Source organism: Streptomyces sp. NPDC086519, assembly GCF_040686075.1.
Classification (GTDB): domain Bacteria; phylum Actinomycetota; class Actinomycetes; order Streptomycetales; family Streptomycetaceae; genus Streptomyces; species Streptomyces shenzhenensis.
The window spans coordinates 13500-37824 of sequence record NZ_JBFBJL010000082.1 but is presented as its reverse complement, the minus strand read 5'-3'; the positions used below and the strand labels follow the sequence as shown (position 1 = coordinate 37824).

The following is a 24325-nucleotide window of genomic DNA, read 5'->3' as shown; positions in this document are numbered from 1 at the left end:
GTTGCCCGCGGGCAACGCGATCACCGTGCGCCGGGCCGACACCGACGACCTGGAGGCGGCGAAGGCGATGCACGAGCGCTGCTCGGCGCGGACGCTCGGGCTGCGCTACCACGGCCCGGTCGGGGACGCGGACCGTTACCTGAACCACCTGCTCAGCCCGCGGTTCGGCCGGACGCTGGCCGTGCAGAGCGCGTCGGGCCGGATCATCGGCCTCGGGCACCTGCTGTGGGACGGCGACGAGACGGAGGTGGCGCTGCTCGTCGAGGACGGCTGGCAGCGGCGCGGCATCGGCGGGGAGCTGCTGTCCCGGCTGGTGGGGATGGCCGTGGAGGCTGGTTGCGAGAGCGTGTACGCGGTGACGCAGGCGTCCAACACCGGGATGGTGGCGGCGATGCGGGGACTGGGGTTGCCGCTCGACTATCAGATCGAGGAGGGGACGCTGGTCATCACGGCCCGGCTGGAAGGGGTTCCGGCGGAGCCGGGCGACGCCGTGACCGCCGCGGGGTGGCTTTCCGGTGCCGGTGAGCCGGGGAGGGCCGAAGCGCCGTGAGCGTCATGGCCGTTCGGTGACCGCGGGTGCGCGGGGGCTGGTCGCGCCCACGCGGCGGCAGCCGCATGTCAGACACAGCCCCGCGCACCTGAAGGGGCGCTAGCTAGGACACCCCCAGTGCCCGGTCCAGGTCGGACCAGAGATCCTCGGCGTCCTCCAGGCCCACCGACAGGCGCAGCAACCGGTCGTTCACGCCGGCGCCGTGGCGGTCGTCCTCGGGGACGACGCGGTGGCTGATGGAGGCCGGGTGCTGGATGAGGGTGTCGACGCTGCCGAGGCTGACGGCGGGGGTGATCAGGCGGACTCGGGAGACGACCCCGTGCGGGTCGTCGAGCACCTCGAAGGCGATCATCGCGCCGCCCAGGCGCGGGTAGTGGACGCGGGCGACGCGCGGGTCCGCGGTGAGCCGGCGGGCCAGTTCGGCGGCGGTCGCGGAGGCGGCGCGGACCCGTACCGGGAGCGTGGACAGACCGCGCAGCAGCAGGTAGCCGGCGAGCGGGTGCAGGACCCCGCCGGTCGCGAACCGTATCTTGCGGAGCTGCCCGGCGAACTCCTCGTCGCAGGCGACCACCCCGGCCAGCACGTCGCCGTGGCCGCCTAGGTACTTGGTGGCGCTGTGCAGCACCAGCCGTGCGCCGAGTTCGGCGGGGCGTTGCAGCACGGGGGTGGCGAAGGTGTTGTCCGCGAGGAGCGGCACCGTGCCGCAGGCGTGGGCGACGGCCCGCAGGTCCAGTTCGGCGAGGGTCGGGTTGGCCGGGGACTCGACCAGCACCAGGCCGGTGTCGGGGCGCAGCGCGTCGGTGATGCCGGCCGGGTCGGTCCAGGTGACCTCGGTGCCGAGGAGTCCGGCGGTGAGGAGATGGTCGCTGCAGCCGTACAGGGGCCGTACGGCGACGACGTGGCGCAGGCCGGTCGTGGCGCGGGCGAGCAGGACGGCGGACAGCGCGGCCATGCCGCTGGCGAAGGCGACCGCGGACTCGGTGCCCTCCAGCCGGGCCAGGGCGGTCTCGAAGCGGGCGACCGTCGGATTGCCGAGGCGTCCGTAGACCGGCGGTCCCACCGGGTCCGCGCCGTCGGCGGCGAAGGCGTCGATGCGGGCGGCCTCGGCGCGGCTGTCGTAGGACGGGTAGGTGGTGGACAGGTCGATCGGCGGGGCGTGCAGGCCCTGGCGGGCGAGGTCGTCGCGGCCGGCGTGCACGGCCTCGGTGGCCAGGGCGCGCCGCGCGCGGGAGGCATGGCCGCGGACGGGCGCCGGGTCGTCGTAGATGCTCGCTGAGTCCATGGCCGCAGGGTGAACACCCGACGGAGGGCGTGGGGAAATCCCCGTGTTACGTTCGGCGCATGACCGATTCTGTCGTACTGGATCCGGTCGATCTGCATCTGCTGCGGCTGCTTCAGAACGACGCCCGGACCACCTACCGCGATCTCGCCGCCCAGGTGGGCGTGGCGCCGTCGACCTGTCTGGACCGGGTCACCCGGCTGCGCCGCTCGGGGGTGATTCTCGGACACCGCCTCGAACTCGATCCGGCCAAGCTCGGGCGGGGTCTGGAGGCGCTGCTGTCGGTGCAGGTCAGGCCGCACCGGCGGGAGTTGGTGGGACCGTTCGTGGAGCGGATCCGGGCACTGCCGGAGTCGCGGACGGTGTTCCATCTGACCGGTCCCGACGACTACCTCGTGCATGTGGCCGTGGCGGACATGGCGGACCTGCAGCGGCTGGTCCTGGACGAGTTCACGGCCCGTCGGGAAGTGGCCCGGGTGGAGACCCGGCTGATCTTCCAGCAGTGGGAGTGCGGGCCGCTGCTTCCGCCGGTGCCGCCGGCACAATCCCCGTGACGCGCGGTGGTCCGTCGTACGAGGATGGACCGCATGTCACAGACCAACACCCCGCTGCCCCGTCAGGTCGCCGACACCTTCGTCGACGAGCTCATCGCCCTCGACCCGATCACCGGTACCTTCCTCGGCGACAAGGAGAGTTCGAGCCGGCTGCCGGACACCTCGCCGGCCGGCGCGGAGGCGCTGGCCCGGCTCCAGCGCGACACCCTCGCCAAGCTCGACGAGGCCGAGCGGCAGCCCGGTGCCGACCGTGACATCGAGCGCCGCTGCGCGCGCCTGCTGCGTGAGCGGCTCAACGCCTCCCTCGCCGTGCACGAGGCGGACGAGAGCCTGCGTTCGGTCAGCAACCTGAGCTCGGCCGCGCACGCGGTGCGCCAGGTGTTCACGGTGACGCCCACCGCCACCGAGGAGGACTGGACGGCCGTCGCCGAACGGCTGCGCGCGGTGCCGGCCGCGCTGGAGGGCTACCGGCAGTCGCTCGAACTGGGCCTGGACCGGAAGCTGCCCGCCGGTCCGCGGGCCACCGCGACCTTCGTCCGCCAGCTCGGCGAGTGGGCCGACACGGGCGACGGCAAGGGCTGGTTCGAGCAGTTCGCGGCGTCCGGGCCCGAGTCGCTGCGGGCCGAGCTGGACGCGGCGGCCCGCTCGGCCACCGAGGCCGTGGTGGCGCTGCGCGACTGGATGCGGGACGTGTACGCGCCCGCGGTCGAGGGCGCGCCGGACGTGGTGGGCCGGGAGCGGTACGCGCGCTGGGTGCGCTACTTCAACGGCACCGACCTCGATCTGGACGAGGCGTACGCGTACGGCTGGTCCGAGTACCACCGGCTGCTCGCCGAGATGAAGGCCGAGGCCGAGAAGATCCTGCCCGGCGCGGCCACCCCGTGGGTGGCGCTGGCGCACCTGGACGAGCAGGGCACCCACATCGAGGGCGTCGACGAGGTGCGCGGCTGGCTGCAGTCGGTGATGGACGAGGCCATCGAGAAGCTGGACGGCACCCACTTCGACCTGGCCGAGCGGGTGCGCCGGGTGGAGTCCCGGATCGCTCCGCCCGGTAGCGCGGCGGCGCCCTACTACACGCCGCCGTCGGACGACTTCTCGCGCCCGGGCATCACCTGGCTGCCGACCATGGGCCAGACCCGGTTCCCGGTCTACGACCTCGTCTCGACCTGGTACCACGAGGGCGTGCCCGGCCACCACCTCCAGCTGGCGCAGTGGAAGCACATCGCCGAGAACCTCTCCCGCTACCAGGCCAGCGTGGGCATGGTCAGCGCGAACGCCGAGGGCTGGGCGCTGTACGCGGAGCGGCTGATGGACGAGCTGGGCTTCCTCACCGACCCGGAGCGGCGCCTCGGCTACCTGGACGCGCAGATGATGCGGGCCGCGCGGGTCATCATCGACATCGGCATGCACCTGGAGCTGACGATCCCCGACGACTCCCCCTTCCACCCCGGGGAGCGCTGGACGCCCGCGCTGGCGCAGGAGTTCTTCGGCGCGCACAGCAGCCGGCCCGCGGACTTCGTGGAGAGCGAGCTGACCCGCTACCTGTCGATGCCGGGGCAGGCCATCGGCTACAAGCTGGGCGAGCGGGCCTGGCTGCTGGGCCGGGAGAAGGCCCGGGAGCGGCAGGGCGCCGGCTTCGACCTCAAGTCCTGGCACATGGCGGCCCTGTCCCAGGGTTCGCTGGGCCTGGACGACCTGGTGGACGAGCTGTCGCGGCTCTGACGCCACGGGTCCGCGCCCGACGTCGCGGTCCTGCGCCGGTCTGCCGTTCGGGGGTGCTCCGGTGGCGGCGGCCGGTGGCAGGGGGCTTGCTGGTGCCGGGGGGGCCACCGGCGACAGGAAGCGAACCGCGCATGCAGACCTCCACGCCCCGGCGGCAGCCGCTGGAGACGCCCCGCGCCGCCGGTGCGGCCGGGATCGTCTTCGCGCTGCTGCTGGCGGCCGCCATCGTGCTGATCCGGCTGAGCATCCCGCAGGGCGCCGACGCGGGCACCGCACAGCAGCCGGGTCCGGCCCAGCTCAGCGCCCTGCACACCGCCCTCCTGCTGGTGCCGTTCGCCGGCATCTTCTTCCTGTGGTTCGTCGGCGCCGTCCGCTCGCATGTCGGCGACGCCGAGGACCGGTTCATGGCCACCGTGTTCCTCGGCAGCGGCCTGGTCTTCACGGCCACGATGTTCGGCGCCGCCGCGGCGGCCGCGGCCGTGCTCGGCACCGGGTATCCGGCGGGTACCCCGACATCCCGGCCCACCTGGGACTTCGGCCGGCACCTCGCGTACACGCTGATGACCGGGTACGCGATGCGGATGGCGGCCGTCTTCGTCTGCTCCGCCTCGGTGATGGGGCACCGCCTGGGCGTGCTGCCGCGATGGCTCACGCTGCTGGGCTTCCTCACCACCCTGGCCCTGCTGTTCCTGTCGTCCACCGTGCCCTGGGCCGAACTGGTGTTCCCGGCCTGGTCGCTGCTGCTCAGCGCGTACATCGTCGGGGCGGGCTTCCGCCGCTCCGCCGCGGCCCCGGCCGGGCCGGCCCCCTGACGGCTCACCCGATCGGCGGGCCACGGCGCGCCGCGGCCGGGCCGGGCTCCCATGCTGGCGTGCGGGGAGTTCTTCGCCGTCCGGGTGTGGAACGACGGACCGCGGTACGCACCGGACCTGGCCACCGGAAGGGCGGAGCCATGATGCGCCTTGTCGTCGACCTCAACAGATGCCAGGGGTACGCGCAGTGCGCGTTCCTCGCGCCCGACGTCTTCGCCATGCACGGCGAGGAGGCGCTCGTCTACGACCCGCGGGCCGAGCAGGAGCAGCGGGAGCGGGTGGCGCGCGCCGTCGCCGCCTGCCCGGTGCAGGCGATCACCGCCGACGGACTGGACGGACACCAGGGAGGCTCCTCCGATGCCGCCCACTGACTATCTCGACTGGCTGCGGCGCGAGGGCCGGATCGTGATCGTGGGTGCCTCCCTGGCCGGACTGCGGGGTGCCGAGACGCTGCGTGCCGAGGGGTTCGGCGGCGAACTCACCATGATCGGCGACGAGCCGTACGAGCCCTACGACCGGCCGCCGCTGTCCAAGGCGGTGCTGCTCGGCAGGGCGGCCCCGCACCACACGGAGCTGCCGCACCGCCGCGAGATCGACGCGAAGTGGCGGCTCGGTGTCGCGGCCACCGGTCTCGACACCGAGGCCAAGCGGGTCCGGCTGGCCGACGGCGACGAGGTCGAGTACGACCGGCTGCTGATCGCGACCGGGGTGCGGGCCCGGCCCTGGCCCAAGGAGGAGGAGGCCCGGCTGGAGGGCGTGTTCACGCTGCGCACCCGGGACGACGCGGCCGCGCTGCTGCGCCGGCTGAAGGCCGGGCCGCGCCGGGTGTTCGTGATCGGCGCCGGGTTCACCGGGTCGGAGATCGCCTCGGCCTGCCGGGAACAGGGGATCGCGGTCACCGTGGCGGAACGCGCGGGCGCGCCGCTGGTGGGCGCCCTCGGCGGGGTGATCGGCGCGGTCGCGGCCGACATGCACCGCGAGAACGGGGTGGATCTGCGCACCGGGGTCACGGTCACGGCGCTGGAGGGCGATCCGGTCGGGCGGGTACGGGCGGTCCATCTGTCCGACGAGAGCATCGTCGAGGCGGACGTGGTGATCGTCTCGCTCGGCGCGACCCGCAACACCGACTGGCTCGCCGGTTCCGGTCTCGGCGCGGGTCCCCGGGGCATCGCCTGCGACGCGGGCTGCCGTGCCTTCGACTTCCGGGGCATCGTCACCGACGACATCTTCGTCGCCGGCGATGTCGCACGGTCCCCGCACGCGCTGTTCGGCTACCAGTTCCTGTCCCTGGAGCACTGGGGGAACGCGGTCGCCCAGGCCGAGACCGCCGCGCACAACATGATCAGCCCGAGCGCCGAGCGGAGGCCGCACCTGTGGGTGCCGGCGTTCTGGTCGTCGCAGTTCGGCGTGAACATCAAGTCGGTCGGGGTGCCGCCGATGGCCGAGCAGATCATGATCACGCAGGGTTCGCCGGCCGAACGCCGGTTCGTCGGGGTCTACGGCCACCAGGGCCGGACGATCGCCGCGGTGAGCTTCGACAACACCCGGTGGCTGGAGTTCTACCAACGGCAGATCGAGAAGGGCGGGCCGTTCCCGGTGGAGTTCCCGACCGTGGACCGCCGTCCCGAGGGGCGGGTGCCGGTCGACGCCGACTTCCCGGACCCGGCGCTGCCGACGCACGGCCCCATGGTGACCCTGAGCGGCCACTCGCCGACCGACCAGCAGCTGGTCTTCCACCCCGCCCACCACTGACCGCGACCCGGCCTCGACGCTCCAAGGAACTGTCATGACGCAGACCTCGATGGTGCGGCAGATCACCGACTTCGCGAACCGCGCCGACCCGTACCCGCTGTACGAGGAACTCCGCAGGACGCCGGTGCTGCACGAGGAGGAGGACGGCCCCTACCTCATCAGCACCTACCACGACATCAAGGCCCTGCTCCATGATCCGCGGATCAGCTCCGACGCCGCCAACCTGGCCGCGCTCGGGGAGGACGAGCTGTCCGGTCCGGAGGCGACGGGGCTGCCTCCGAGCTTCATCCGGCTCGACCCGCCGGAGCACGACCGGCTGCGCCGGATCGCCAACAGCTCGTTCGGGCCGCCGCACCGGCCGCACCGGGTCGACGACATGGCGGGCCAGCTGGAGGAGATCGTGACCGGGCTGATCGACGGTCTCGGGGACGCGCGGGAGATCGACCTGGTCGACCAGTTCGCCTACCCGTTCCCGGTCACCGTCATCTGCCGGCTGCTCGGCGTGCCGCGCGAGGACGAGCCGCGATTCCGGTCCTGGGTCGACCCGATCGTCGCCGGTCTGGACCCCGACACCCGTACCACCGCCGGCTCCCAGAAGGCCGCGCAGGAGGCCCGGCTACAGCTCGGCATGTACCTCAACGGGCTGGTGGAGCAGCGCGCCAGGGAGACCCGCGACGACATGCTGTCGGACCTGGTGCACAGTCACGGTCCGGACGGCGCCATGACGACGACGGAGGTGCTCACCACCTCGGTACTGCTGCTCATCGCCGGTCACGAGACGACGGTCAACCTCATCACCAACGGCATGCTGACGCTGCTGCGGCATCCCGGGATCCTGGAGCGGCTGCGCGACGACCCCGGGCTGTCGGTGCGGATCGTTGAGGAGCTGCTGCGCTACGAGCCGCCGGTCCAGTTGCTGCCGCAGCGCACCTGCATCGCCGACATCGAGGTGCACGGGGTGACCATCCCCAAGGGGTCGCGCATCTGGCTGGTGCTGGGCGCGGGCAACCGGGACCCGCACCGGTTCACGGATCCCGACCGCTTCGACCCGGACCGCCGGGACATCCAGCATCTCGGCTTCGGCAGCGGCATCCACAGCTGCTTCGGCGCCCCGCTGGCCCGTCTGGAGACCCAGATCGCGCTGTCCGAGCTGGCCCGCCGGCTCGACAGCCCCCGGCTGGTGGAGGACCCGCCGCCGTACCGGCAGAACGCGGTGCTGCGCGGCCCACGTCACCTCGACATCGCGATCGACGGGGTGAGATGACGGCCTGTCAGGACGAGAGTCGGCGCAACTGCACCAGGCCCAGCCAGGTTTCCGGTCCGGGTCTGGTGTAGGCGGCGCGCACCGCGTAGGTGCCGGGCTCCAGCGGCACGCGCAGATGGTCTCCGCCCTCGGCCTCGCCGCCCGGCCAGGCGGAGTCGAACAGGACGACGGGGCCGGGGACCCGCCAGCGGATCTCGTTCTCCCAGACGGCGCCGTCGAGGGCGGCGGGCACCTGTGCGAGGAGTTCCTCTTCCGAGTTGGCGGCCGACCACCGGACGAAGGTGCCGTGGTCCGGCAGGAAGGACGTCGAGGCGGGTTCGTCACCGAGGACCAGGGCGGCACTGTCCCCGACCGGAAGCAGTCCGACGTAGCCGTCGACCTCGCAGGCCCGGTCGTAGTCGGTGGCCAGTTCCTCGCTGTCGGCGCCGGCCCAGAACGGCAGGACCGTCTCCGGGACCGCGACGAGCGGGCCGCCGCCCGACTCCACCCACTCCACCGCGCCGGGATCCGCATATCGAGTCATGGGGCGAACTTACACGTACAGCGACGGCACGGGTTCGCCTCCGGGAATCAGCAACCGCAGTCGCCGCCCTCGCGGGGTGCGGTCAGCGGGTCCGCCGCCCGGCGCTCACGCCCCTGCCAGGTCTCGGACTCGAAGCCCTCACGCGCCCAGTACTCGAATCCGCCGAGCATCTCCTTGACCTGGTAACCCAGTTCGGCGAGCGCGAGGGCGGCACGGGTCGCGCCGTTGCAGCCGGGACCCCAGCAGTACGTCACCACGGGCACGGTCGGGTCGAGGAGTCCGGCCGCCTGCTCGGGGATCAGCGCGGTGGGCAGGTGGACGGCGCCGGGTATGTGGCCCTGGTCCCAGGCTTCGGTGGAGCGGGAGTCCAGGACGACGAAGCCCGGGTCGCCGTCGGCGGCCAGGGCGGCGGCCACGTCGGAGACGTCGGCGTGGAAGGCGAGGCTCGCCCGGAAGTGGGCGGCGGCCTCGGCGGGGGTGGCGGGGGCGACGCGCAGGACGGGGTTGACGGTGCCGGCAGTCATGTGGGGCCTTTCGTTCGCCGCGAGTGGGGCGGATCTCCGTGCCCGGAAATCTACGGCCGGTGATCCCCCCTCCTGAAGGCGCGATCCCCGGCCCTGCCCTTGTCCGGCCGGGGATTCCCTGTTATCCCTCCCCCATGACCGAGTTTTCCCCGGACGCCACGGACCGCCGCATCCTCGACGTCCTCCAGCGCGAGGGCCGGGCCAGCTTCGCCGAACTGGCGCGGGCCGTGGCGATGTCGCCGAGCGCGGTGACCGAGCGGGTGCGCCGGCTCGAGGAGGCGGGCGTGATCCAGGGGTACGCGGCGGTGGTGGACCCGGAGCGCCTCGGCCTGCCGATTCTCGCGTTCGTCCGGCTGCGTTACCCGAACGGCAACTACAAGCCCTTCCACGACCTGGTCGCCGCCACCCCCGAGATCCTGGAGGCGCACCACGTCACGGGCGACGACTGCTTCGTCATCAAGGTCACCGCCCGCTCGATGCGCCACCTGGAGGAGATCTCCGGGAGGATCGGCGCCCTGGGTTCGGTCACGACGAGCGTCGTCTACTCCTCGCCACTCCCCCGCCGGGCCGTCGGCACCCGGATTCGCTAGACCCCGCGCAGCCGCAACGCCGAGCCCGATCTCTCCTTGACCACCTCCAGTTGGGCGTGGATGCGGCGGCGCAGGTCGGGGACATGGCTGACGATGCCGACGCTGCGGTCGCGTTCGCGCAGGGAGTCGAGGACGTCGAGGACCTCGTCCAGGGTCTGGTCGTCGAGGCTGCCGAAGCCCTCGTCGATGAAGAGGGTGTCGAGGCGGACGCCGCCCGCCTCGTCGGTGACGACGTCCGCGAGGCCGAGGGCGAGCGCGAGGGAGGCGAAGAAGGTCTCGCCGCCGGAGAGGGTGGCGGTGTCCCGTTCGCGTCCGGTCCAGGCGTCGACGACGTGCAGGCCGAGGCCGCTGCGGCCGCGTCCGGTGCGGTCGTCGGAGTGGACCAGGGTGTAGCGGCCGGACGACATGCGCCGCAGGCGTACCGTCGCGGCGGCGGCGACCTGTTCCAGGCGGGCGGCCAGGACGTACGACTCCAGGCGCATCCTGCGCTCGTTGTCGGCGGAGGTGCCGGCGGTGAGCCCGGCCAGCCGGGCCACCCGGTCGTACTCCTCACGCAGCGGGGCCAGTCGGCGTACGCCCGCGGTGGCGCGGGCCGACAGCCGGTCGAGTTCGGCGCAGCAGCGGGCGGCCCGGTCGCGGGCGGAGGCGGCGTCGCGCAGCCGCTGGGCGGCCAGGGCGGCGGTGCGCTCCGCCGCGTCGAGGTCGGCGGGCGGCTGCTGGGCGGCGGCCGCGGTGTCGGCCTCCGCCAGTACGGCACGCACCGCGGCCTCCTCGGACTGCCACTCGTCCAGGCGCTGTTGGAGTCCGCGGTGGGCGGTGTCGTCGAGCAGGGCGGCGGCCGCGGCCTGCGGGGTGTCGAAACCGGCCCGGTAGGCGGCGTCGGCGAGCCGGGCGTCGGTGTCCTTCAGGTGCCGGGCGGTGTCCTCTGCGGCGCGCGCGGTGTCGGCGGCGTCGGTGAGCAGCACCACCTGCCGCTCCAGCTCCGCGGCCCGCGCGGACACGCTGGCGGCGCTCCCCCGGGCCTGGGCCAACTCCGCTTCCAGTGCGGTCTGTTCCGCGTCGAGGCCGTCGCGGCGGGTCAGCCGTGCGGCGGCCCGGACCTCGGCCTGCTGCCGCTCGGCCAGCCGCCGTTCGCGCTCCTGCTCGGCGAGCCGCAACTCCTCGTGCGCCGCGTGCAGAGCGGAACCGGCCCGCCGGGCGTGGGCGTACTCCCGCTCCAGCTCGTCGGCCTGGGAGGCCAGTTGCGCGGTCGGCAGGTCGCCCGCCTCGGCGGTGGCGGCGGCCAGTGCCTCGCGTACGGTGCCGAGCCGCCGTTCGTCCCGGGCGCGCTCGGCCTCGGCGCGTTGCAGGGCGGCGAGCGCGCGCTCCTCGGCCTCGCGGTCGACGTGACCCGCGAACTTCTCGGCCGGCGCCGGGTGTTCGGTGGCGCCGCAGACGGCGCACGGCTCCCCCTCGGTGAGTTCCGCGGCCAGCTCGGCGGCGATGCCGTTCAGCCGCTGTTCCTTGAGGTCGAGCCAGTGCGTGCGCGCCTCGACGGCCTGCCGCGCGGAGGCGAGGGCCGTGCGCTGGGCCTCGTCGGTGTCCCGGCCCAGTTCGTCCCGCAACCGCGCCGCCGCCAGCCGCCGGCGGGCGGGCTCGCGCTGTACGGCGAGCTGCTCGGCCCGGGTCGCGGCCTCCTGGGCGGAGTCGACACGGGACTGCAGCCCGGCACGCGTGGCGTCCCAGTCGGCGAGCCAGCTCTCGGCTTCGCGCCGGACGTCGTCGTCATCACGTTCCTGCCGGTCAAGACGGCCGCGCTCGTCGAGCACGTCGGCGAGCCGTCGCTCGGCCCGGCGCGCGGACTCCAGGCCGCCCAGTTCCTCGGCGGCCCGGCGGGCGGCGGAGGCGAGCCCTGCCGCACCGGCTCCCGCGAGGCTCTCCGGCAGCAGCACACGGGCGCGCGCCTCGGCGGCGGCCGCTGCACGGTGCCCCGTCTCGGCGGCCTCCCGCAGCTCCAGCGCCGGCGCCACCGCCTCCGCCTTCCGTGCCCGCTCCATCCGCGCCTGCGCCGCCCGGTGGTCCCCGGCCCGTTCCTCCAGCCGTACGGCCCGCTGCCGCGCCTGGGCGAACCGGGCCTGCAATCGCGCCAGTTCGCGTGCGTCGGCCAGCGCTCGGTCGGCCGCGAACTGGGCCGACTCGGCGGCGGTGAGCCGGCAGTGGGCGACGGTGAGGCGCTCCCGTGCGGTGCTGCGGGCCACGGCCGCGGCCGCGAGGACGGCCGCGGCCAGGCCGGGCTCGCCCGGGTCCAGGTCCGGCAGTTCCATCGCGTCGCCGGCTTCCTGCTGCATGCGGTGCGCGTCGGCCAGCAGCGCCGAGTCGCCGTCCCGGACCTGGGCCTCGGTGGTCCTGCGGCGCTCGGCGAGACGCTTCTCGACCTCGGCGAAGCGCTGGGTGTCGAAGAGCCGGCCGAGCAGCTGGCCGCGCGCGCCGGCGTCGGCGCGCAGGAACCGGGCGAAGTCGCCCTGGGGCAAGAGCACGACCTGGCAGAACTGCTCGCGGCTCATGCCGAGCAGTTGGCTGACCTCCTCGCCGATCTCCTGGTGGGAGCGGCTGAGGTCCTTCCAGGCGCCGGACGGCGCGTCGTACTCGCGCAGCCAGGTCTGGGCCTTGTCCAGGGTGGTGCCCGCGCCGCGCTTCTTGGGGCGCTCCCAGGGGGGCTGCCGGGTGATCTCCAGCCGGCGCCCGGCGACGGTGAGTTCGAGGCGGACCTCGGTGCGGGTGGCGGGGTCGGCGTGGTCGCTGCGCAGGGTGAGGCCCTGGCCGCTCTGGCGGGCGCCGGGGACGGCTCCGTAGAGGGCGTAGCAGACGGCGTCCAGGACGGAGGTCTTGCCGGCGCCGGTCGGGCCGTGCAGGAGGAAGAGCCCGGCGGCGGAGAGCGCGTCGAAGTCGACGCTCTGGGAGCCGCCGAAGGGGCCGAAGGCGGTGACGTCGAGCCGGTGGAGCCTCATGCGGCCACCTCCGTGGGGCGGCGCGGGTGTGGATGCGGACGCGGGTGCGCTGTCACCGGGGCGTGCACGTGGTCATGGCCGGTCACCGGGCCACCTCGCGTACCGCGCCGTCCGCGCGCACCGCGTCGAACGCATCGCTCAGGACGGCCAGTTCGCGTTCGTCGGGGCCCGCGCCGCGCACATGGACCACGAAGTCCTCGGCGATCTGCCGGTCGGTGCGGCCGGCCAGGCGGCGGGCGTAGGAGACGTCCGGGTCGTCCGGGGCCCGGTCGGGGGCGAAGACCAGGCTGAGGGTGTGCGGGAAGCGGCCGGTGAGGCGGGCCATGGGGTCGGCGGGACGGACCGGGTCGGTGAGGGTGGCCTCGACCCAGGCGTCCTCGTGGGGGGCGAGGGCGGGGTCGGCGAGGAGGTCGTCCAGGGTGCCGCGGAGACGGGCCAGCGGGCGCGGCACCGGGCAGTCGAGGCGCTCGGCGGTGACCGTGCCGTCGGCCGCGAGGTCGACGAGCCACATGCTCTTGCGGTGGCCGGCCTCGGAGAAGGAGTACGCCAGCGGGGAGCCGGAGTAGCGGACGCGGTCGGTGAGGGTCTGGCAGCCGTGCAGGTGGCCGAGGGCCACGTAGTCGACGCCGTCGAAGACGCCGGCGGGGACGGCGGCCACTCCGCCTACGGTGATGTCGCGTTCGCTGTCGCTGGGCTCGCCGCCGGTGACGAAGGCGTGGGCGAGGACGACGGAGCGGGTGCCGGGCGCGCGCGCGGCGAGGTCGGCGCGGACCCGGTCCATGGCGGCGGCCAGCACCGTCTCGTGCCCGGCCCGGTCGACCGCGAACTCGTCCTTCACCAGGGCGGGTTCGAGATACGGCAGCCCGTAGAACGCGACGTCCCCGAAGGCGTCGGAGAGCACCACCGGGGTGCCGCAGGCCGACGGCTCGGTGCGCAGGTGGATGCCGGCCCGGTCGATGAGACCGGCGCCGACGCCGAGGCGGCGGGCGGAGTCGTGGTTGCCGGAGATCATCACCGTGGGCACGCCGAGGCCGGCGAGCCGGTGCAGGGCGTCGTCGAAGAGTTCCACCGCGGCGAGCGGCGGCACCGCGCGGTCGTACACGTCTCCCGCCACCACCACGGCGTCGACGGCGTGCTCGCGCACGGTCGCCACGAGGTGGTCGATGTACTCGGCCTGGGCGTCGAGCATGTTCACGCGGTGGAACGCCCGGCCCAGATGCCAGTCGGAAGTGTGCAGGATTCTCACGAAACCACCCTGACCCGCACGCTTACCCCTATTGCACCTGTTCGGCCCGCACAAACCAGCACGGGTGCTCCCCCGTGCACGCCTGCCACGCTAACGCATGTCGTCCCCTGGTCCACCACTCACCTCAGATCACCCTGCATCCGGAAGCGGAGCGCACGGGCCCGCGCCGTCCCGCACACCGCGGGCCTCGCGGGGGTGGATCCCCGGGCGGCCTGTTCGTGGTGCTCGGCGCCTGCTCCCACTCCCCGGTAGCCGACGGCCGCCCCTCGGGGGCGAAGCTTCAACTTCGCCCACTCCCGCACCAGTTTTCGTCGCTCAGGCGAACCAATGGCGCAGCCGTTCGGTCATCATGCGTCAGACACAGAGACGCCGTCCCGGCGCCGCTCCCACCGGCCTACGGTCCGTGCATCGGACGGGACCGCCGAGAGCCGGTCCCGTCGCAACCGACATCCGAAGGGGAGGCGCCGTCATGGCGAGCGTGGAAGTGTCGATGAAGGAAATGATGACCTCGGTCGAGGGGGCCCTGGGAGCCGCGGTCGTCGACTACACCAGCGGCATGGCACTGGGAACCCTGGGCGGGAGCAAGGACCTCGATCTGACCATCGCCGCGGCCGGGAACACGGACGTCATCCGGGCCAAGGTGCGCACGATGGAACAACTGGGCCTCAAGAGCCGGATCGAGGACATCCTCATCACCCTCGAACGGCAGTACCACCTCATCCGTCTGATCACCGGCCGCAGCGGGAACGGGTTGTTCCTCTATCTGGTTCTCGACAAGGAGCGCTCGAATCTCGCCATGGCCCGCCACCAGCTCAAGCGGGTCGAGGAACAGCTTGAGGTCTAGCGGCGATCCGGCGTCCGGGGCTTTGTGCGCCCACGATGTGAAAACTTCTTCAAGTGACCACATCAGCATGATTCCAATTCGTGCCTGCGCACGGCCCCGGGCGGCAAGGATCGGCTGTGACGGGCCGATGCGGCGGTGTCGCAAGGCACCGCCGTACCCCGACATCCCCTCCGGACTCGACCCGGCAGAGAGCGAGCAGTCATGCAAGTCCCCCTCTACCAGGCCAAGGCGGACTTCTTCCGCATGCTCGGGCACCCCGTACGGATCAGGGTCCTGGAACTGCTCCAGCACGGGCCGGTCCCGGTACGAGACCTGCTCGCCGACATCGAGATCGAGCCGTCCAGCCTCTCGCAGCAGCTGGCCGTCCTGCGCCGATCCGGCATCGTGGTGTCCATCCGGGAGGGTTCCACCGTCAGCTACGCACTGGCCGGCGGCGACGTCGCCGACCTCCTGCGCGCGGCCCGCCGTATCCTCACCGAGCTGCTCAGCGGGCAGAACGTGCTCCTCGCCGAGCTACGGCAGGCCGACGCGTCCGCCTCGCCCCTGTCCGCCCACCACCGTGGCTGACCGGCACCGCCGCGGGAGTTCACCGGTCAGCGGTCACGACGGACGACGCCGGAGCCGAAGGGCCGTCCTGCCGCATCGATCGGCAGGGCGGACCCTCGCGCCGCTCCGGCCGCGAGTTCACGGCTGGCCGGGTGACTCGCGCAGGTCGAGTCCCATGGGGTTGTCCAGGGGAATGTCGCCCGCGCGCACCACGGCCCGGGTCAGCGGGCGCAGGAGCCGGGCGAGTTCGTCGGTCTCGCCGGGGGTCAGCGCGTCGTAGGCGGTGGCCGCCAGTTGGTCGGTTCGCTCCTCGATCCGGGCTTTGAGCTCCCGTCCGCGCCGGGACAGCCGGTCGTCCTCAAGGAGCCCTCTGTGTCGGAGGGTCTCGCGTCTCGATGTCCACTCCGCCTCGTCGAAGTCGCGTGCCGGCCCGTAGACATCGCGGGGGATCCCGTTCGCGGTCGCGTGGAGGACGTGCGCATCACGGCCGGTGATTCCGGCGGCGAGCAGAGCCGCGACGTGGCCGTCGCCGCGGTGTTCACGCAGAAGTGTCGCGGCCTGCCACAGTCGGGCAAGGGGCTCCTGAGGCACCGGCAGGGAGCGGTTGGCGGCGAACAGAGCCCGGCCTTCGAGGGGAGCCGACCGCGCGGCACGCGTGGCGAGCTCCGCCGCCCGGGCCACATCCGCGCCGTCGGCCGCGGGGCCGAGCGCCCGGCTGAGCGCGCGCACCGATCCTCGTACGCGCGCTTGGAGGGCCTCGTCGGGCGGAGCAAAGCTCCAGGCCGCCGGCAGGGCGCGGCTCACCCGCTCGTAGGCGAAGTTGTAGAACAGGGCGTGCACGACGTCGGCGCCGGCACCGCCCAGGGGAGCGGCCCGTCCGGCGAAGTAGCCCATCCAGAAACCGCGGTAGCCCACCGCCCGGAACTCTTCCAGCGGCTCCGGGGCGAAGTAGACCACGGCGTGGATCGGTTCGAGCAGCCGCCACAGCTCACGGGCGACGCCGCCCCGGGCCGGCATCGGTATCGGCACTGACATGGCACCGTTCTACGCCTCGATCGGCGGCCGAGTCGAGGCAGGGCCGGCCGGCCCGGGGCACCGGAAGGCCTACTCGCCGCCGTACGGGAGCGTCGTCCCCGGCAGGCTGTACTCGTCGCGGCGGCCGCACATCCCGAACCCGCCGAGCCGCGTGGGCGCGGTCTCGTACGCGGTCGCCTCGCCGAGGTACGACGGCTCACCGGCCAGCAGCGCGTCGAGCTGGGCACCGGTGCGCTCGGCGGCGGCCAGCGCCCCGGCCCGCCACAGCTCGCGCCAGCGCGGCACCTTCTCGCGCACCAGCCGGGCGGCGGCCCGCTGGAACTCCGTGTACGGGCCGTTGTCCCCGGCGACCAGCGCCTCGCGCAGGCCGAGGTAGCCCTCGACGGCGAGGTCCCGGCGCCTTCGGGCGGCCTGCTCCACCTCGGCCCCCGTGCCGGAGGGCAGCGTCGCCAGGGCCGCGTACCGTTCGGGGTCGGCGAGGACGCCGGGCGGGAAGGTGAAGACCGCGTCCCCGGCCTCGGGCAGCCCGCTGTTCTGCATCAGCACGGTGACGCGCAGGTCGCCGCCCTGCACCATGCGGTGCACGGTGCCCGGGGTGAACCAGGCCACGGATCCGGGCTCCAGCGGGATGTCCCGGTAGCCGTCCGGGCTGAGCGTCTGCACGGCACCCCGGCCGCCGGTGACGACGTAGGCCTCCGTGCAGACCAGGTGCAGATGCGGACTGCCGCCGCAGACGCCGTCGGCGGCCTCCCACTCGTAGACGCTGAGGTGGGACAGGCCGATGGCACCGGGGAGGGGGTGGGGCAGGACGGTCCTGGGCGGGTTCACCACGGCAGGCCCCCCAGGTGCGCGGCGACACGGTCGGCGTCCCAGGCGCCGTCGGCGAAGACGAACCGGTAGCGGTAGGCGAAGGACTCGCCGGGCGGCAGGGCGAACTCGTCGAAGAACGCCCAGGAGAACGCGGCCGTGGGGATCGGCTCCGCGCGCACGAACCAGTGCGACGGGTGGATCGCCGTCCGCGCGTCGAGGTTCTCGGGCGCGTGGGCGAAGACGATCGTGGAGTGCCCGTCCACCTCGTCGTGCTCGGCGGTGCAGGCGAGCCAGGGGCCCTGGGTGCCCATCAGCTTCCCGGCTCCGGTGACGCCGTCCGGGCCGAACGCGGTGCCGCCGGTGAAATCACGGGGGCCGCGCCACTGCAGGCCGGTGTATCCGGCCATCTCACGGCCTTCGGTGGTGGGCGAACCGAAGGTCAGGGGCTCGGCACGGATGTTGGTGAGGTGGATCGACCAGTCGAGTGCCCAGGCACCGGCCCGCTCGTCGACGGAGTGCACGGTGAGCCCGCGCACCTCCCGCGCCCACTCCGCGCCGCCGTTCGCCACCCAGGTCAGCCGCTCGGTGAAGGAGAACCTGTCGTCCGCGACGGCGAACTCGGGGAAGCCGTCGTGCCGCATCGAGCCGACCCGCTCCGGCAGCACCTGGTAACCCCGGCCGTGGACATAGGAGTTGCCGCCCCAGAAGTTCTGCCCGGACAGATGGCTGGCCGTCATCTGGAGGCCTTTGTGCCAGCGGTGGTCGTTCGGCCGGTAGCCGGTGACGGTGCGGCCCGCGAGGGTGCGCACCGGGTGGGCGTACGGCTTGCGCGCCTCGTAGGCCTCGGGGTCGGGGCGGTAGACGTACCGCAGGATCTCGGTGCCGTCCGCTGCGGCGACCGCGATGTGCTCGCCGTGGACGTGGCTGACGCGGATGCTCATGCGCGCTCCTCGGTGGGGGCCCGGTGGGGGTCTCGCCGTGCATGGCGGCGTGGATCTCGTCGCGGAGAAAGCGCTTGCTCTCGGAGGGAACCCTAGATCCGGCGGAATGTCAGGACAACCCCCCGCGCAGCAACGGCGGAGAGAGGGCGGCCGTCGTTCTCGACCCCCGGGTGCCGGACGGCGGGGCGGGGGCGGTGGACTCGGCGCCCGCCCCGGTCCTGGTCCCGGTCGTCACGCGTCCCCGTACGCCTCGCTGCCCAGTTCGAGGGCCGCCGTGCCCGCCGTCGCGTCGGCGAGCCAGGCGCGGAAGGCGGCCACGTCGGCGTCCGGCAGGGCTATCTCGATGGTGACGGCCTCGCCGTAGCGGACGTCGCGGACCTCTCGGCCGGTGGCCCGCAGGTCGTTCTGGACCTTTCCGGCCCGCTGGTGGTCGACGGTCACCGTGGCCAGCCGGAAGCGGCGGCGGGTGCGGGTGCCGACGGCGTCGAGGGCCTCACCGACGGCACCGCCGTAGGCACGGATCAGCCCGCCGGCGCCGAGCTTGACGCCGCCGTAGTAGCGGGTGACGACGGCGACGACGTACCGCATGTCCCGGCGCAGCAGCATCTGGAGCATGGGGACGCCTGCGGTGCCGCCCGGCTCGCCGTCGTCGCTGGCCCTCTGGACGGCGGCGTCGGCCCCGATGACGTAGGCCCAGCAGTTGTGGGTGGCGTCGGCGTGTTCCTTGCGGACCGCCGCGACGAAGTCCTGGGCCTCCTGCTCGGTGGCCGCCGGGGCGAGGGCGCACAGGAAGCGGGAGCGGTTGACCTCGGTCTCGTGCGTGCCGGCGCGGGCGACGGTGCGGTACTCGTCCTGCATCCGCCCAGCCTATGCGGACCCGTGCGCTACTCCTTGCGCCGCTGCTTCTTCCGCCCCCGGGCCACCGTCACCTCCGTGAGCAGCGCCGCCCCCGGGGCGAGGGCGGCCCATGTCCTGCCGTGCCAGGCCAGGACGGCGATCGCGGACGTCGGGAACTTCTCACGGACCCGCTCCAGGGTGTCGTCGAGGCCGTCACCCGCGAGCCGGAGGACGAGCTCCTCCAGGCCCGGGTTGTGCCCGACCAGCAGCAGCGTCTCCACCTCGGGCGGCACCTCGCGCACGACCTCCAGCAGGTCGGGTACGTCGGCCGCGTACACCCGCCGGTCGTAGCGCACCGGCGGCGGCGTGCCCCACTGGCCGGAGGCCAGCTCCCAGGTCTGCCGGGCGCGTACCGCGGTGGAGCACACCGCGAGGTCGGGCAGGCAGTCGGACACGGCGAGGGCGCGGCCGGCGGCGGGGGCGTCACGGCGGCCGCGGCCCGCGAGCGGGCGCAGGTGGTCCGGGACGCCCTCGGGCCAGGCCGACTTGGCGTGCCGCAGGACGACCAGGCGGCGCAGCGGTCCCGCGCCCGCCCGGTTGATCACGCCGCCCGCCCGAGGTCGCGGGCGAGGTCGAGGGCGAGCAGCCGGTCGGCGTAGGCACAGGTCTCGAAGCGGGCGCCGTCGGGGATCTCGGGCTGGTTCTCCATCCAGCGCAGCACGCCGAGCACCGCGGGCACGTCGAGGTCGTCCTCCCAGGCCTCCCGGAGCCGTCCCCGCACTTTCTCGGGCACCGGCCGTGAGGGGCTGCGCGCCCAGTGCGCCACCGACTGCCGCAGCCTGCCGAGCCGCCGGCTGGCCGCGTCGAGGGCGCCGGCGCCCAGGTGCACGGCCGCGCCGCGCGGTGCGTCGAGGAGGGCGAGCCGGAGTGCGGCGGGGTCGGCGAGCGTGTGGAGGACGGCGGCGTCGCAGCCGTCGGCGGGGGCGACGGCGACGGTCAGGCCGGCGCCGGGCACGGCCAGGCCCGTGGCCGTGACGTGGACGACCTGTGCCTCACCCAGTCCCGCGGCGAGGTCGCGGCCGTCCTCGAAGGGGCGGATGCCGAGGATGGTGGCGGCGGCGTGCAGTTCCGCCTGATGACGGTCGGCGGTGAGCAAGGGCAGGACCGGGGTGCCGCCGAGTTCCAGCGCGCGCAGCAGGAGGTCGCTGGTGAGCAGGACCCGCAGCGCCGTCAGGTCGTACCCGGAGGCATGCGCCTCGACCCGGGTCAGGGCACGGCGGGCGGAGACGGCGGGGACGGTCTCACCGGTCTTGGCGTCGAGGATGCGGAGCACGGCCTGAGCGTAGGCGTGCGGCGGGCCGTACGCAGGCACCTTGCGATGATTCAGGTCACCGTGGCGGGACATGCGGGACATGCGACACCCCCCTGCCCCGCGGACCCGCTCGGGGCCGGGGAATCAGGGTCCGGAGGCCACTGTTGGCGACGGCGGATGATCCCCGAGCCGAGGAGGCCGACGATGTACGGCGATGAAGCGACGATCCGCAGGATTCTGACCGGGACGGGGGACACCTGGGCGGTGGTGGGCCTGTCGTCCAACCGGGAGCGGGCGGCGTACCGGGTGGCGCAGACGCTGCAGCGGTTCGGCAAGCGGATCGTGCCGGTCCACCCCAAGGCGGAGACGGTCCACGGCGAGCAGGGCTACGCCTCCCTCGCGGAGATTCCCTTCGCCGTCGACGTGGTCGACGTCTTCGTCAACAGCGAACTGGCCGGGCCGGTCGCGGACGAGGCGGTGGCGAAGGGCGCGAAGGCGGTGTGGTTCCAGCTCGGGGTGGTCGACGAGGCGGCGTACGAGCGGGTGCGGGCCGCGGGACTGGACATGGTCATGGACCGCTGCCCGGCCATCGAAATTCCTCGCCTGGGCGGGATCTGAGCCGGATTTGAGGAAGATCTGAGCTTGCCTGTCTCGCCCTCTTCTCACTTATCACAACTGAATAGGGACATTCTGTGACCCTTACTGACCTGTGCAAAAGCTTTGGCCAAGACAGGAAAGATCGAGGGTCAAATCTTGGGAAACGCTCTTCTCCGCTTGTGGCGTGCACCCTTACCTTGTGGCGTCTTGCTCGTTAAATCTGCGTTCAGAAACTGAGAGGCCACTTGACATGGTGAGTGTCGAGAAAGCCGCTTCGGAGGACACCACGCCTTCGGACGGTCTGAGGCGGGACGTCGGGCTGATCGGCCTGATGTGGGCCTCTGTGGGCTCGATCATCGGCTCCGGATGGCTGTACGGAGCCGAGAAGGCGGTCGGTATGGCCGGCCCCGCGGCGATCATCTCGTGGGTGATCGGCGCGGTCGCGATCGTGCTCCTGGCGCTGGTGCACGCCGAACTCGGCGGCATGTTCCCGGTCGCTGGCGGTACGGCCCGCTACCCGCACTACGCGTTCGGCGGCCTGGCCGGCATGTCCTTCGGCTGGTTCTCCTGGCTGCAGGCGGCGACCGTGGCCCCGATCGAGGTCGAGGCCATGATCGGTTACGCCGGTCACTGGAAGTGGGCCCAGCACCTGGAGCACGCCGACGGCACCCTGACCGCCAGCGGCCTGCTGGTGGCCGTCGTGCTCATGGCCCTGTTCGTCGGCGTCAACTTCTTCGGCGTCCGGGTGCTCGCGCACACCAACAGCGCGGCGACCTGGTGGAAGATCGCCGTGCCGCTGGCCGCGATCTTCATCATCGCGATCGGCAACTTCCACCCGTCCAACTTCCACTCGGAGGGCTTCGCGCCCTTCGGCGCCAAGGGCGTCCTGGCCGCGATCAGCACCAGCGGCATCATCTTCGCGCTGCTCGGCTTCGAGCAGGCGATCCAGCTGGCGGGCGAGAGCCGCAACCCGAAGAAGGACCTGCCGCGCGCCACACTCGGATCGGTCGCGATCGGTGCCGTCATCTACGTCCTGCTCCAGGTGGTGTTCATCGCCGCGCTGCCGCACACCTCCTTCGCGCACGGCTGGGGTCACCTGTACTACAAGGGCATCAGTGGCCCGTGGGCCGGTCTCGCCACCCTGGTGGGCCTCGGCTGGCTGGCCGTGGTCCTCTACCTGGACGCGATCATCTCCCCCGGCGGCACCGGCCTCATCTACACCACCGCCACCTCGCGCGTCTCCTACGGTCTGGCGAAGAACGGCTATGCGCCGAAGGCCTTCACCCGGACCGACGCCCGCGGCGTGCCGTGGTTCGGCCTCATCATGTCCTTCGTGACGGGCGTCGTCTGCTTCCTGCCCTTCCCGAGCTGGCAGCAGCTGGTCGGCTTCATCACCTCGGCGAGCGTGCTGATGTACGCCGGCGCGCCGCTGGCGTACGGCGTCTTCGCCGACAAGCTGCCGCAGCGCGAGCGGCCCTACCGGCTGCCGTTCGGCAAGCTGCTCTCCCCGCTGTCGTTCGTGGTCGCCAACCTGATCATCTACTGGTCCGGCTGGGACATCCTGTGGCGGCTCGGCCTCGCGATCGTGCTCGGCTACCTGCTGCTCGGCGGCTACTCCTTCTACGCCCACAGCAAGAACCTGCCGGACGCGCCCAGGCTGGACTTCCGGGCCGCGCAGTGGCTGCCCGCCTATCTGATCGGCATGGGCCTGATCTCCTGGCAGGGCAGCTTCGGCGGCCAGAACCACATCGCGCTGTGGTGGGACATCCTGGTCGTCGCCGCCTTCTCGATCGGCGTCTACTACTGGGCCAAGGCGACCGCTTCCACGGCCGCCGACATCGAGCGCAGCATCGACGAGGTCGTGGTCACGGACGCCCCGGCGCACTGACCCCTCCGCACCCGCGTCCCGTCAGCCACGGCGGCACTGCCGTGGCTGACGGGACACCGTCATAATGCGGGGGTGACGCACCCTTCCCCTCACAGCGACTCCCCTTCCGCGGAACCCCGTACGGTCGTCATCGTGGGCGCCGGGCCCGCCGGGCTGACCGTCGGGAACATCCTGCGGGCCGCCGGCGTCGACTGTGTGGTCCTGGAGACCGAGAGCAGACAGTTCATCGAGACCCGGCCACGGGCCGGGGTCATCGAGGAATGGGCGGTCCGCGGGCTCCGGCAGCGTGGCCTGGGCGAGAACCTGGCGACCCGGGCGCAGCCGCACAGCGCGTGTGAGTTCCGGTTCGCCGGTGAGCGGTTCCGGTTCGACTACCACGAACTGACGGGTCATCACCACTACGTCTACCCGCAGCCCCTGCTCGTGACGGACCTGGTGCGGGAGTACGCCGACGTGCGCGGCGGGGACATCAGGTTCGAGGTGCGGGACGTCATGCTGCACGACCTGGAGACGGACCGGCCCGCCGTGTCGTACCTCGATCCGGAGACCGGTCGACGGCACGTTCTGCGCTGCGAGTTCGTCGCGGGCTGCGACGGGGCGCGCGGGGTGACCCGGGACGCGATACCCGACGGGCGGGTGCGCGTCTCCCGGCAGGACTACGGCGTGGCGTGGCTGGCCCTGCTCGCCGAGGCACCGCCGTCCTCGGACTGTGTGGTCTTCGGCGTCCATCCGAACGGTTTCGCCGGACACATGGCGCGCAGCCCCGAGGTCACCCGCTACTACCTGCAGTGCCCGCCGGGCGACGATCCGGAGAACTGGTCGCACGACCGGGTCTGGGACGAACTGCGCGAGCGGCTCGGCGCGGCCGGGGCGCCGCCGCTCACCGAGGGGCGGCTGATCGAGAAGCGCGTGCTGGACATGCACGACTACGTGGTCGAACCGATGGTGTACGGCCGCCTCTTCCTGGCCGGGGACGCCGGGCACCTGACCGCGCCGATCGCCGCCAAGGGCATGAACCTCGCCCTGCACGACGCCTTCCTGCTGGGCGACGCGATCACCGCGCACGCCACGAAGGGCGACGACACCGGCCTCGAGGGCTACTCCCACGCCTGCCTGCGCCGGGTCTGGGACTACCAGGAGTTCTCACAGTTCCTGTCGGGCATCTACCACGGCACGGCCTCCGGCGATCCGTTCCTCGCGGGCACCACGCTGGCCCGGCTGCGCAGGCTGTTCACCTCGCGCGCGGCGGCGACGGCCTTCGCCGAGCAGTACCTCGGTTCGGCCGCCGCCTTCTGAAACGCCGCGTGGGGACGGCCGCGGGAGTTCCGGCGCGGGTCGTGAACACTCAGCCGTCTGCCGCGGTGGCGGTCTCGGACAGCCGGTGGTCCGCCACCTTCAGCGCCTCGTCGACCAGGCGCCGCAGATGACCGTGGCGCAGCGAGTACACCACCCGGCGCCCCTCCTTGCGCGTGCCCACCAGCCCCGCGAGCCGCAGCCGGGCCAGATGCTGGCTGACGGCGGGCCGCGCGGCCCCGCACACCTCGGTGAGCGTGCTGACGTCGGCCTCCCCCGCCGTCAGCGCGTGCAGCAGGGTGAGCCGGGTGCGGTCGCCGAGCAGGGCGAGGACTTCGGCGGCGAGCACGAACTGCTCCTCGCCGGGGGTGCGCGGATGCGCATGATGCGCAGGTGATAGGTGCATGCGTACGCTCATA

The 24325-nt window shown here is 73.0% G+C and carries 25 protein-coding genes; 13 read left to right on the top strand and 12 right to left on the bottom strand.

All coding sequences use genetic code 11. The annotated features are described in order from the left end of the window. On the top strand, positions 1-550 hold a 550-nt coding region (locus AB0P24_RS42535), incomplete at its 5' end, for a GNAT family N-acetyltransferase (RefSeq protein ID WP_365803883.1). A 103-nt stretch (positions 551-653) separates the two neighbouring features. On the opposite strand, the gene AB0P24_RS42530 is transcribed toward AB0P24_RS42535, so the two are convergent. Then, positions 654-1832: a PLP-dependent transferase gene (locus AB0P24_RS42530; protein ID WP_365803881.1), complete on the bottom strand. Its 1179-nt coding sequence runs from the start codon at positions 1830-1832 to the stop codon at positions 654-656. 59 nt (positions 1833-1891) lie between these two features. Between AB0P24_RS42530 and AB0P24_RS42525 the strand changes: the two genes are divergently transcribed. The 6 genes from AB0P24_RS42525 to AB0P24_RS42500 all read left to right on the top strand — a co-directional run bounded on the left by AB0P24_RS42525 (position 1892) and on the right by AB0P24_RS42500 (position 7933). Next, positions 1892-2383, top strand: coding sequence for an Lrp/AsnC family transcriptional regulator (locus tag AB0P24_RS42525; RefSeq protein WP_365803879.1), 492 nt, complete (start codon positions 1892-1894; stop codon positions 2381-2383). A gap of 33 nt (positions 2384-2416) precedes the next feature. Continuing rightward, positions 2417-4105, top strand: coding sequence for a DUF885 domain-containing protein (locus AB0P24_RS42520; RefSeq protein ID WP_365803877.1), 1689 nt, complete (start codon positions 2417-2419; stop codon positions 4103-4105). A 131-nt stretch (positions 4106-4236) separates the two neighbouring features. Next, positions 4237-4917, top strand: a complete 681-nt coding sequence (locus tag AB0P24_RS42515; protein ID WP_365803875.1) for a hypothetical protein — start codon at positions 4237-4239, stop codon at positions 4915-4917. A 143-nt stretch (positions 4918-5060) separates the two neighbouring features. Next, positions 5061-5288 carry a ferredoxin gene (locus AB0P24_RS42510; RefSeq protein ID WP_365803887.1) on the top strand — a complete coding sequence of 76 codons (228 nt, stop codon included), beginning with the start codon at positions 5061-5063 and terminating at the stop codon, positions 5286-5288. Then, positions 5275-6669 (top strand): FAD-dependent oxidoreductase, encoded by a 1395-nt coding sequence (locus AB0P24_RS42505; RefSeq protein ID WP_365803873.1) that lies wholly within the window; start codon positions 5275-5277, stop codon positions 6667-6669. The genes AB0P24_RS42510 and AB0P24_RS42505 overlap by 14 nt, the downstream gene beginning before the upstream one ends. Before the next feature lie 34 nt (positions 6670-6703). Further along, positions 6704-7933 (top strand): cytochrome P450, encoded by a 1230-nt coding sequence (locus tag AB0P24_RS42500; RefSeq protein ID WP_365803871.1) that lies wholly within the window; start codon positions 6704-6706, stop codon positions 7931-7933. Positions 7934-7940: 7 nt separating this feature from the next. Here AB0P24_RS42500 and AB0P24_RS42495 read toward each other — a convergent pair whose 3' ends face one another. Both AB0P24_RS42495 and AB0P24_RS42490 read right to left on the bottom strand, forming a co-directional pair. Further along, positions 7941-8456, bottom strand: a complete 516-nt coding sequence (locus AB0P24_RS42495) for an immunity 21 family protein (RefSeq protein ID WP_365803869.1) — start codon at positions 8454-8456, stop codon at positions 7941-7943. Positions 8457-8503: 47 nt separating this feature from the next. Beyond that, the gene (locus AB0P24_RS42490; protein WP_365803867.1) at positions 8504-8980 is read right to left on the bottom strand and encodes a rhodanese-like domain-containing protein; all 477 of its coding nucleotides are present in this window, start codon (positions 8978-8980) and stop codon (positions 8504-8506) included. Positions 8981-9114: 134 nt separating this feature from the next. Between AB0P24_RS42490 and AB0P24_RS42485 the strand changes: the two genes are divergently transcribed. Further along, positions 9115-9570 (top strand): Lrp/AsnC family transcriptional regulator, encoded by a 456-nt coding sequence (locus AB0P24_RS42485; protein WP_365803865.1) that lies wholly within the window; start codon positions 9115-9117, stop codon positions 9568-9570. On the opposite strand, the gene AB0P24_RS42480 is transcribed toward AB0P24_RS42485, so the two are convergent. Both AB0P24_RS42480 and AB0P24_RS42475 read right to left on the bottom strand, forming a co-directional pair. Continuing rightward, complete coding sequence (locus AB0P24_RS42480; RefSeq protein ID WP_365803863.1) at positions 9567-12557, bottom strand: SMC family ATPase; 2991 nt, start codon at positions 12555-12557, stop codon at positions 9567-9569. The genes AB0P24_RS42485 and AB0P24_RS42480 overlap by 4 nt on opposite strands. Before the next feature lie 82 nt (positions 12558-12639). After that, on the bottom strand, positions 12640-13803 hold the full coding sequence (locus AB0P24_RS42475) for an exonuclease SbcCD subunit D (protein ID WP_365803861.1): 1164 nt from the start codon (positions 13801-13803) through the stop codon (positions 12640-12642). 469 nt (positions 13804-14272) lie between these two features. Here AB0P24_RS42475 and AB0P24_RS42470 point away from each other — a divergent pair, with 469 nt between their 5' ends. Both AB0P24_RS42470 and AB0P24_RS42465 read left to right on the top strand, forming a co-directional pair. After that, the gene (locus AB0P24_RS42470) at positions 14273-14647 is read left to right on the top strand and encodes a hypothetical protein (RefSeq protein ID WP_181808767.1); all 375 of its coding nucleotides are present in this window, start codon (positions 14273-14275) and stop codon (positions 14645-14647) included. A gap of 201 nt (positions 14648-14848) precedes the next feature. Further along, entirely contained in the window at positions 14849-15214 is a 366-nt protein-coding gene (locus tag AB0P24_RS42465; RefSeq protein WP_365803859.1) for a metalloregulator ArsR/SmtB family transcription factor, read from the top strand. 117 nt (positions 15215-15331) lie between these two features. On the opposite strand, the gene AB0P24_RS42460 is transcribed toward AB0P24_RS42465, so the two are convergent. From AB0P24_RS42460 to AB0P24_RS42435, 6 genes are all read right to left on the bottom strand, one after another. Next, positions 15332-16228, bottom strand: a complete 897-nt coding sequence (locus AB0P24_RS42460) for a MarR family transcriptional regulator (RefSeq protein WP_365803857.1) — start codon at positions 16226-16228, stop codon at positions 15332-15334. A gap of 69 nt (positions 16229-16297) precedes the next feature. After that, positions 16298-17059 (bottom strand): cupin, encoded by a 762-nt coding sequence (locus tag AB0P24_RS42455; protein ID WP_365803855.1) that lies wholly within the window; start codon positions 17057-17059, stop codon positions 16298-16300. After that, positions 17053-17979, bottom strand: a complete 927-nt coding sequence (locus AB0P24_RS42450) for a PmoA family protein (RefSeq protein ID WP_365803853.1) — start codon at positions 17977-17979, stop codon at positions 17053-17055. Before AB0P24_RS42450 ends, AB0P24_RS42455 begins: the two co-directional genes overlap by 7 nt. Positions 17980-18210: 231 nt before the next feature. Then, complete coding sequence (locus AB0P24_RS42445) at positions 18211-18837, bottom strand: YigZ family protein (protein ID WP_365803851.1); 627 nt, start codon at positions 18835-18837, stop codon at positions 18211-18213. 26 nt (positions 18838-18863) lie between these two features. Further along, positions 18864-19421, bottom strand: a complete 558-nt coding sequence (locus tag AB0P24_RS42440) for a histidine phosphatase family protein (RefSeq protein WP_365803849.1) — start codon at positions 19419-19421, stop codon at positions 18864-18866. Then, a complete protein-coding gene (locus AB0P24_RS42435; protein ID WP_365803885.1) occupies positions 19418-20149 on the bottom strand; it encodes a hypothetical protein in 732 nt (243 codons plus the stop codon). The genes AB0P24_RS42440 and AB0P24_RS42435 overlap by 4 nt, the downstream gene beginning before the upstream one ends. A 183-nt stretch (positions 20150-20332) precedes the next feature. Here AB0P24_RS42435 and AB0P24_RS42430 point away from each other — a divergent pair, with 183 nt between their 5' ends. The 3 genes from AB0P24_RS42430 to AB0P24_RS42420 all read left to right on the top strand — a co-directional run bounded on the left by AB0P24_RS42430 (position 20333) and on the right by AB0P24_RS42420 (position 23909). Beyond that, the gene (locus tag AB0P24_RS42430; protein WP_365803846.1) at positions 20333-20746 is read left to right on the top strand and encodes a CoA-binding protein; all 414 of its coding nucleotides are present in this window, start codon (positions 20333-20335) and stop codon (positions 20744-20746) included. A gap of 229 nt (positions 20747-20975) precedes the next feature. Further along, a complete protein-coding gene (locus tag AB0P24_RS42425) occupies positions 20976-22613 on the top strand; it encodes an APC family permease (RefSeq protein ID WP_365803844.1) in 1638 nt (545 codons plus the stop codon). Between the two features lie 72 nt (positions 22614-22685). Then, on the top strand, positions 22686-23909 hold the full coding sequence (locus AB0P24_RS42420; protein ID WP_365803842.1) for a 4-hydroxybenzoate 3-monooxygenase: 1224 nt from the start codon (positions 22686-22688) through the stop codon (positions 23907-23909). A gap of 49 nt (positions 23910-23958) precedes the next feature. Here AB0P24_RS42420 and AB0P24_RS42415 read toward each other — a convergent pair whose 3' ends face one another. Beyond that, on the bottom strand, positions 23959-24324 hold the full coding sequence (locus AB0P24_RS42415; protein WP_365803840.1) for a metalloregulator ArsR/SmtB family transcription factor: 366 nt from the start codon (positions 24322-24324) through the stop codon (positions 23959-23961). Between the last annotated feature and the right edge of the window lies 1 nt (position 24325).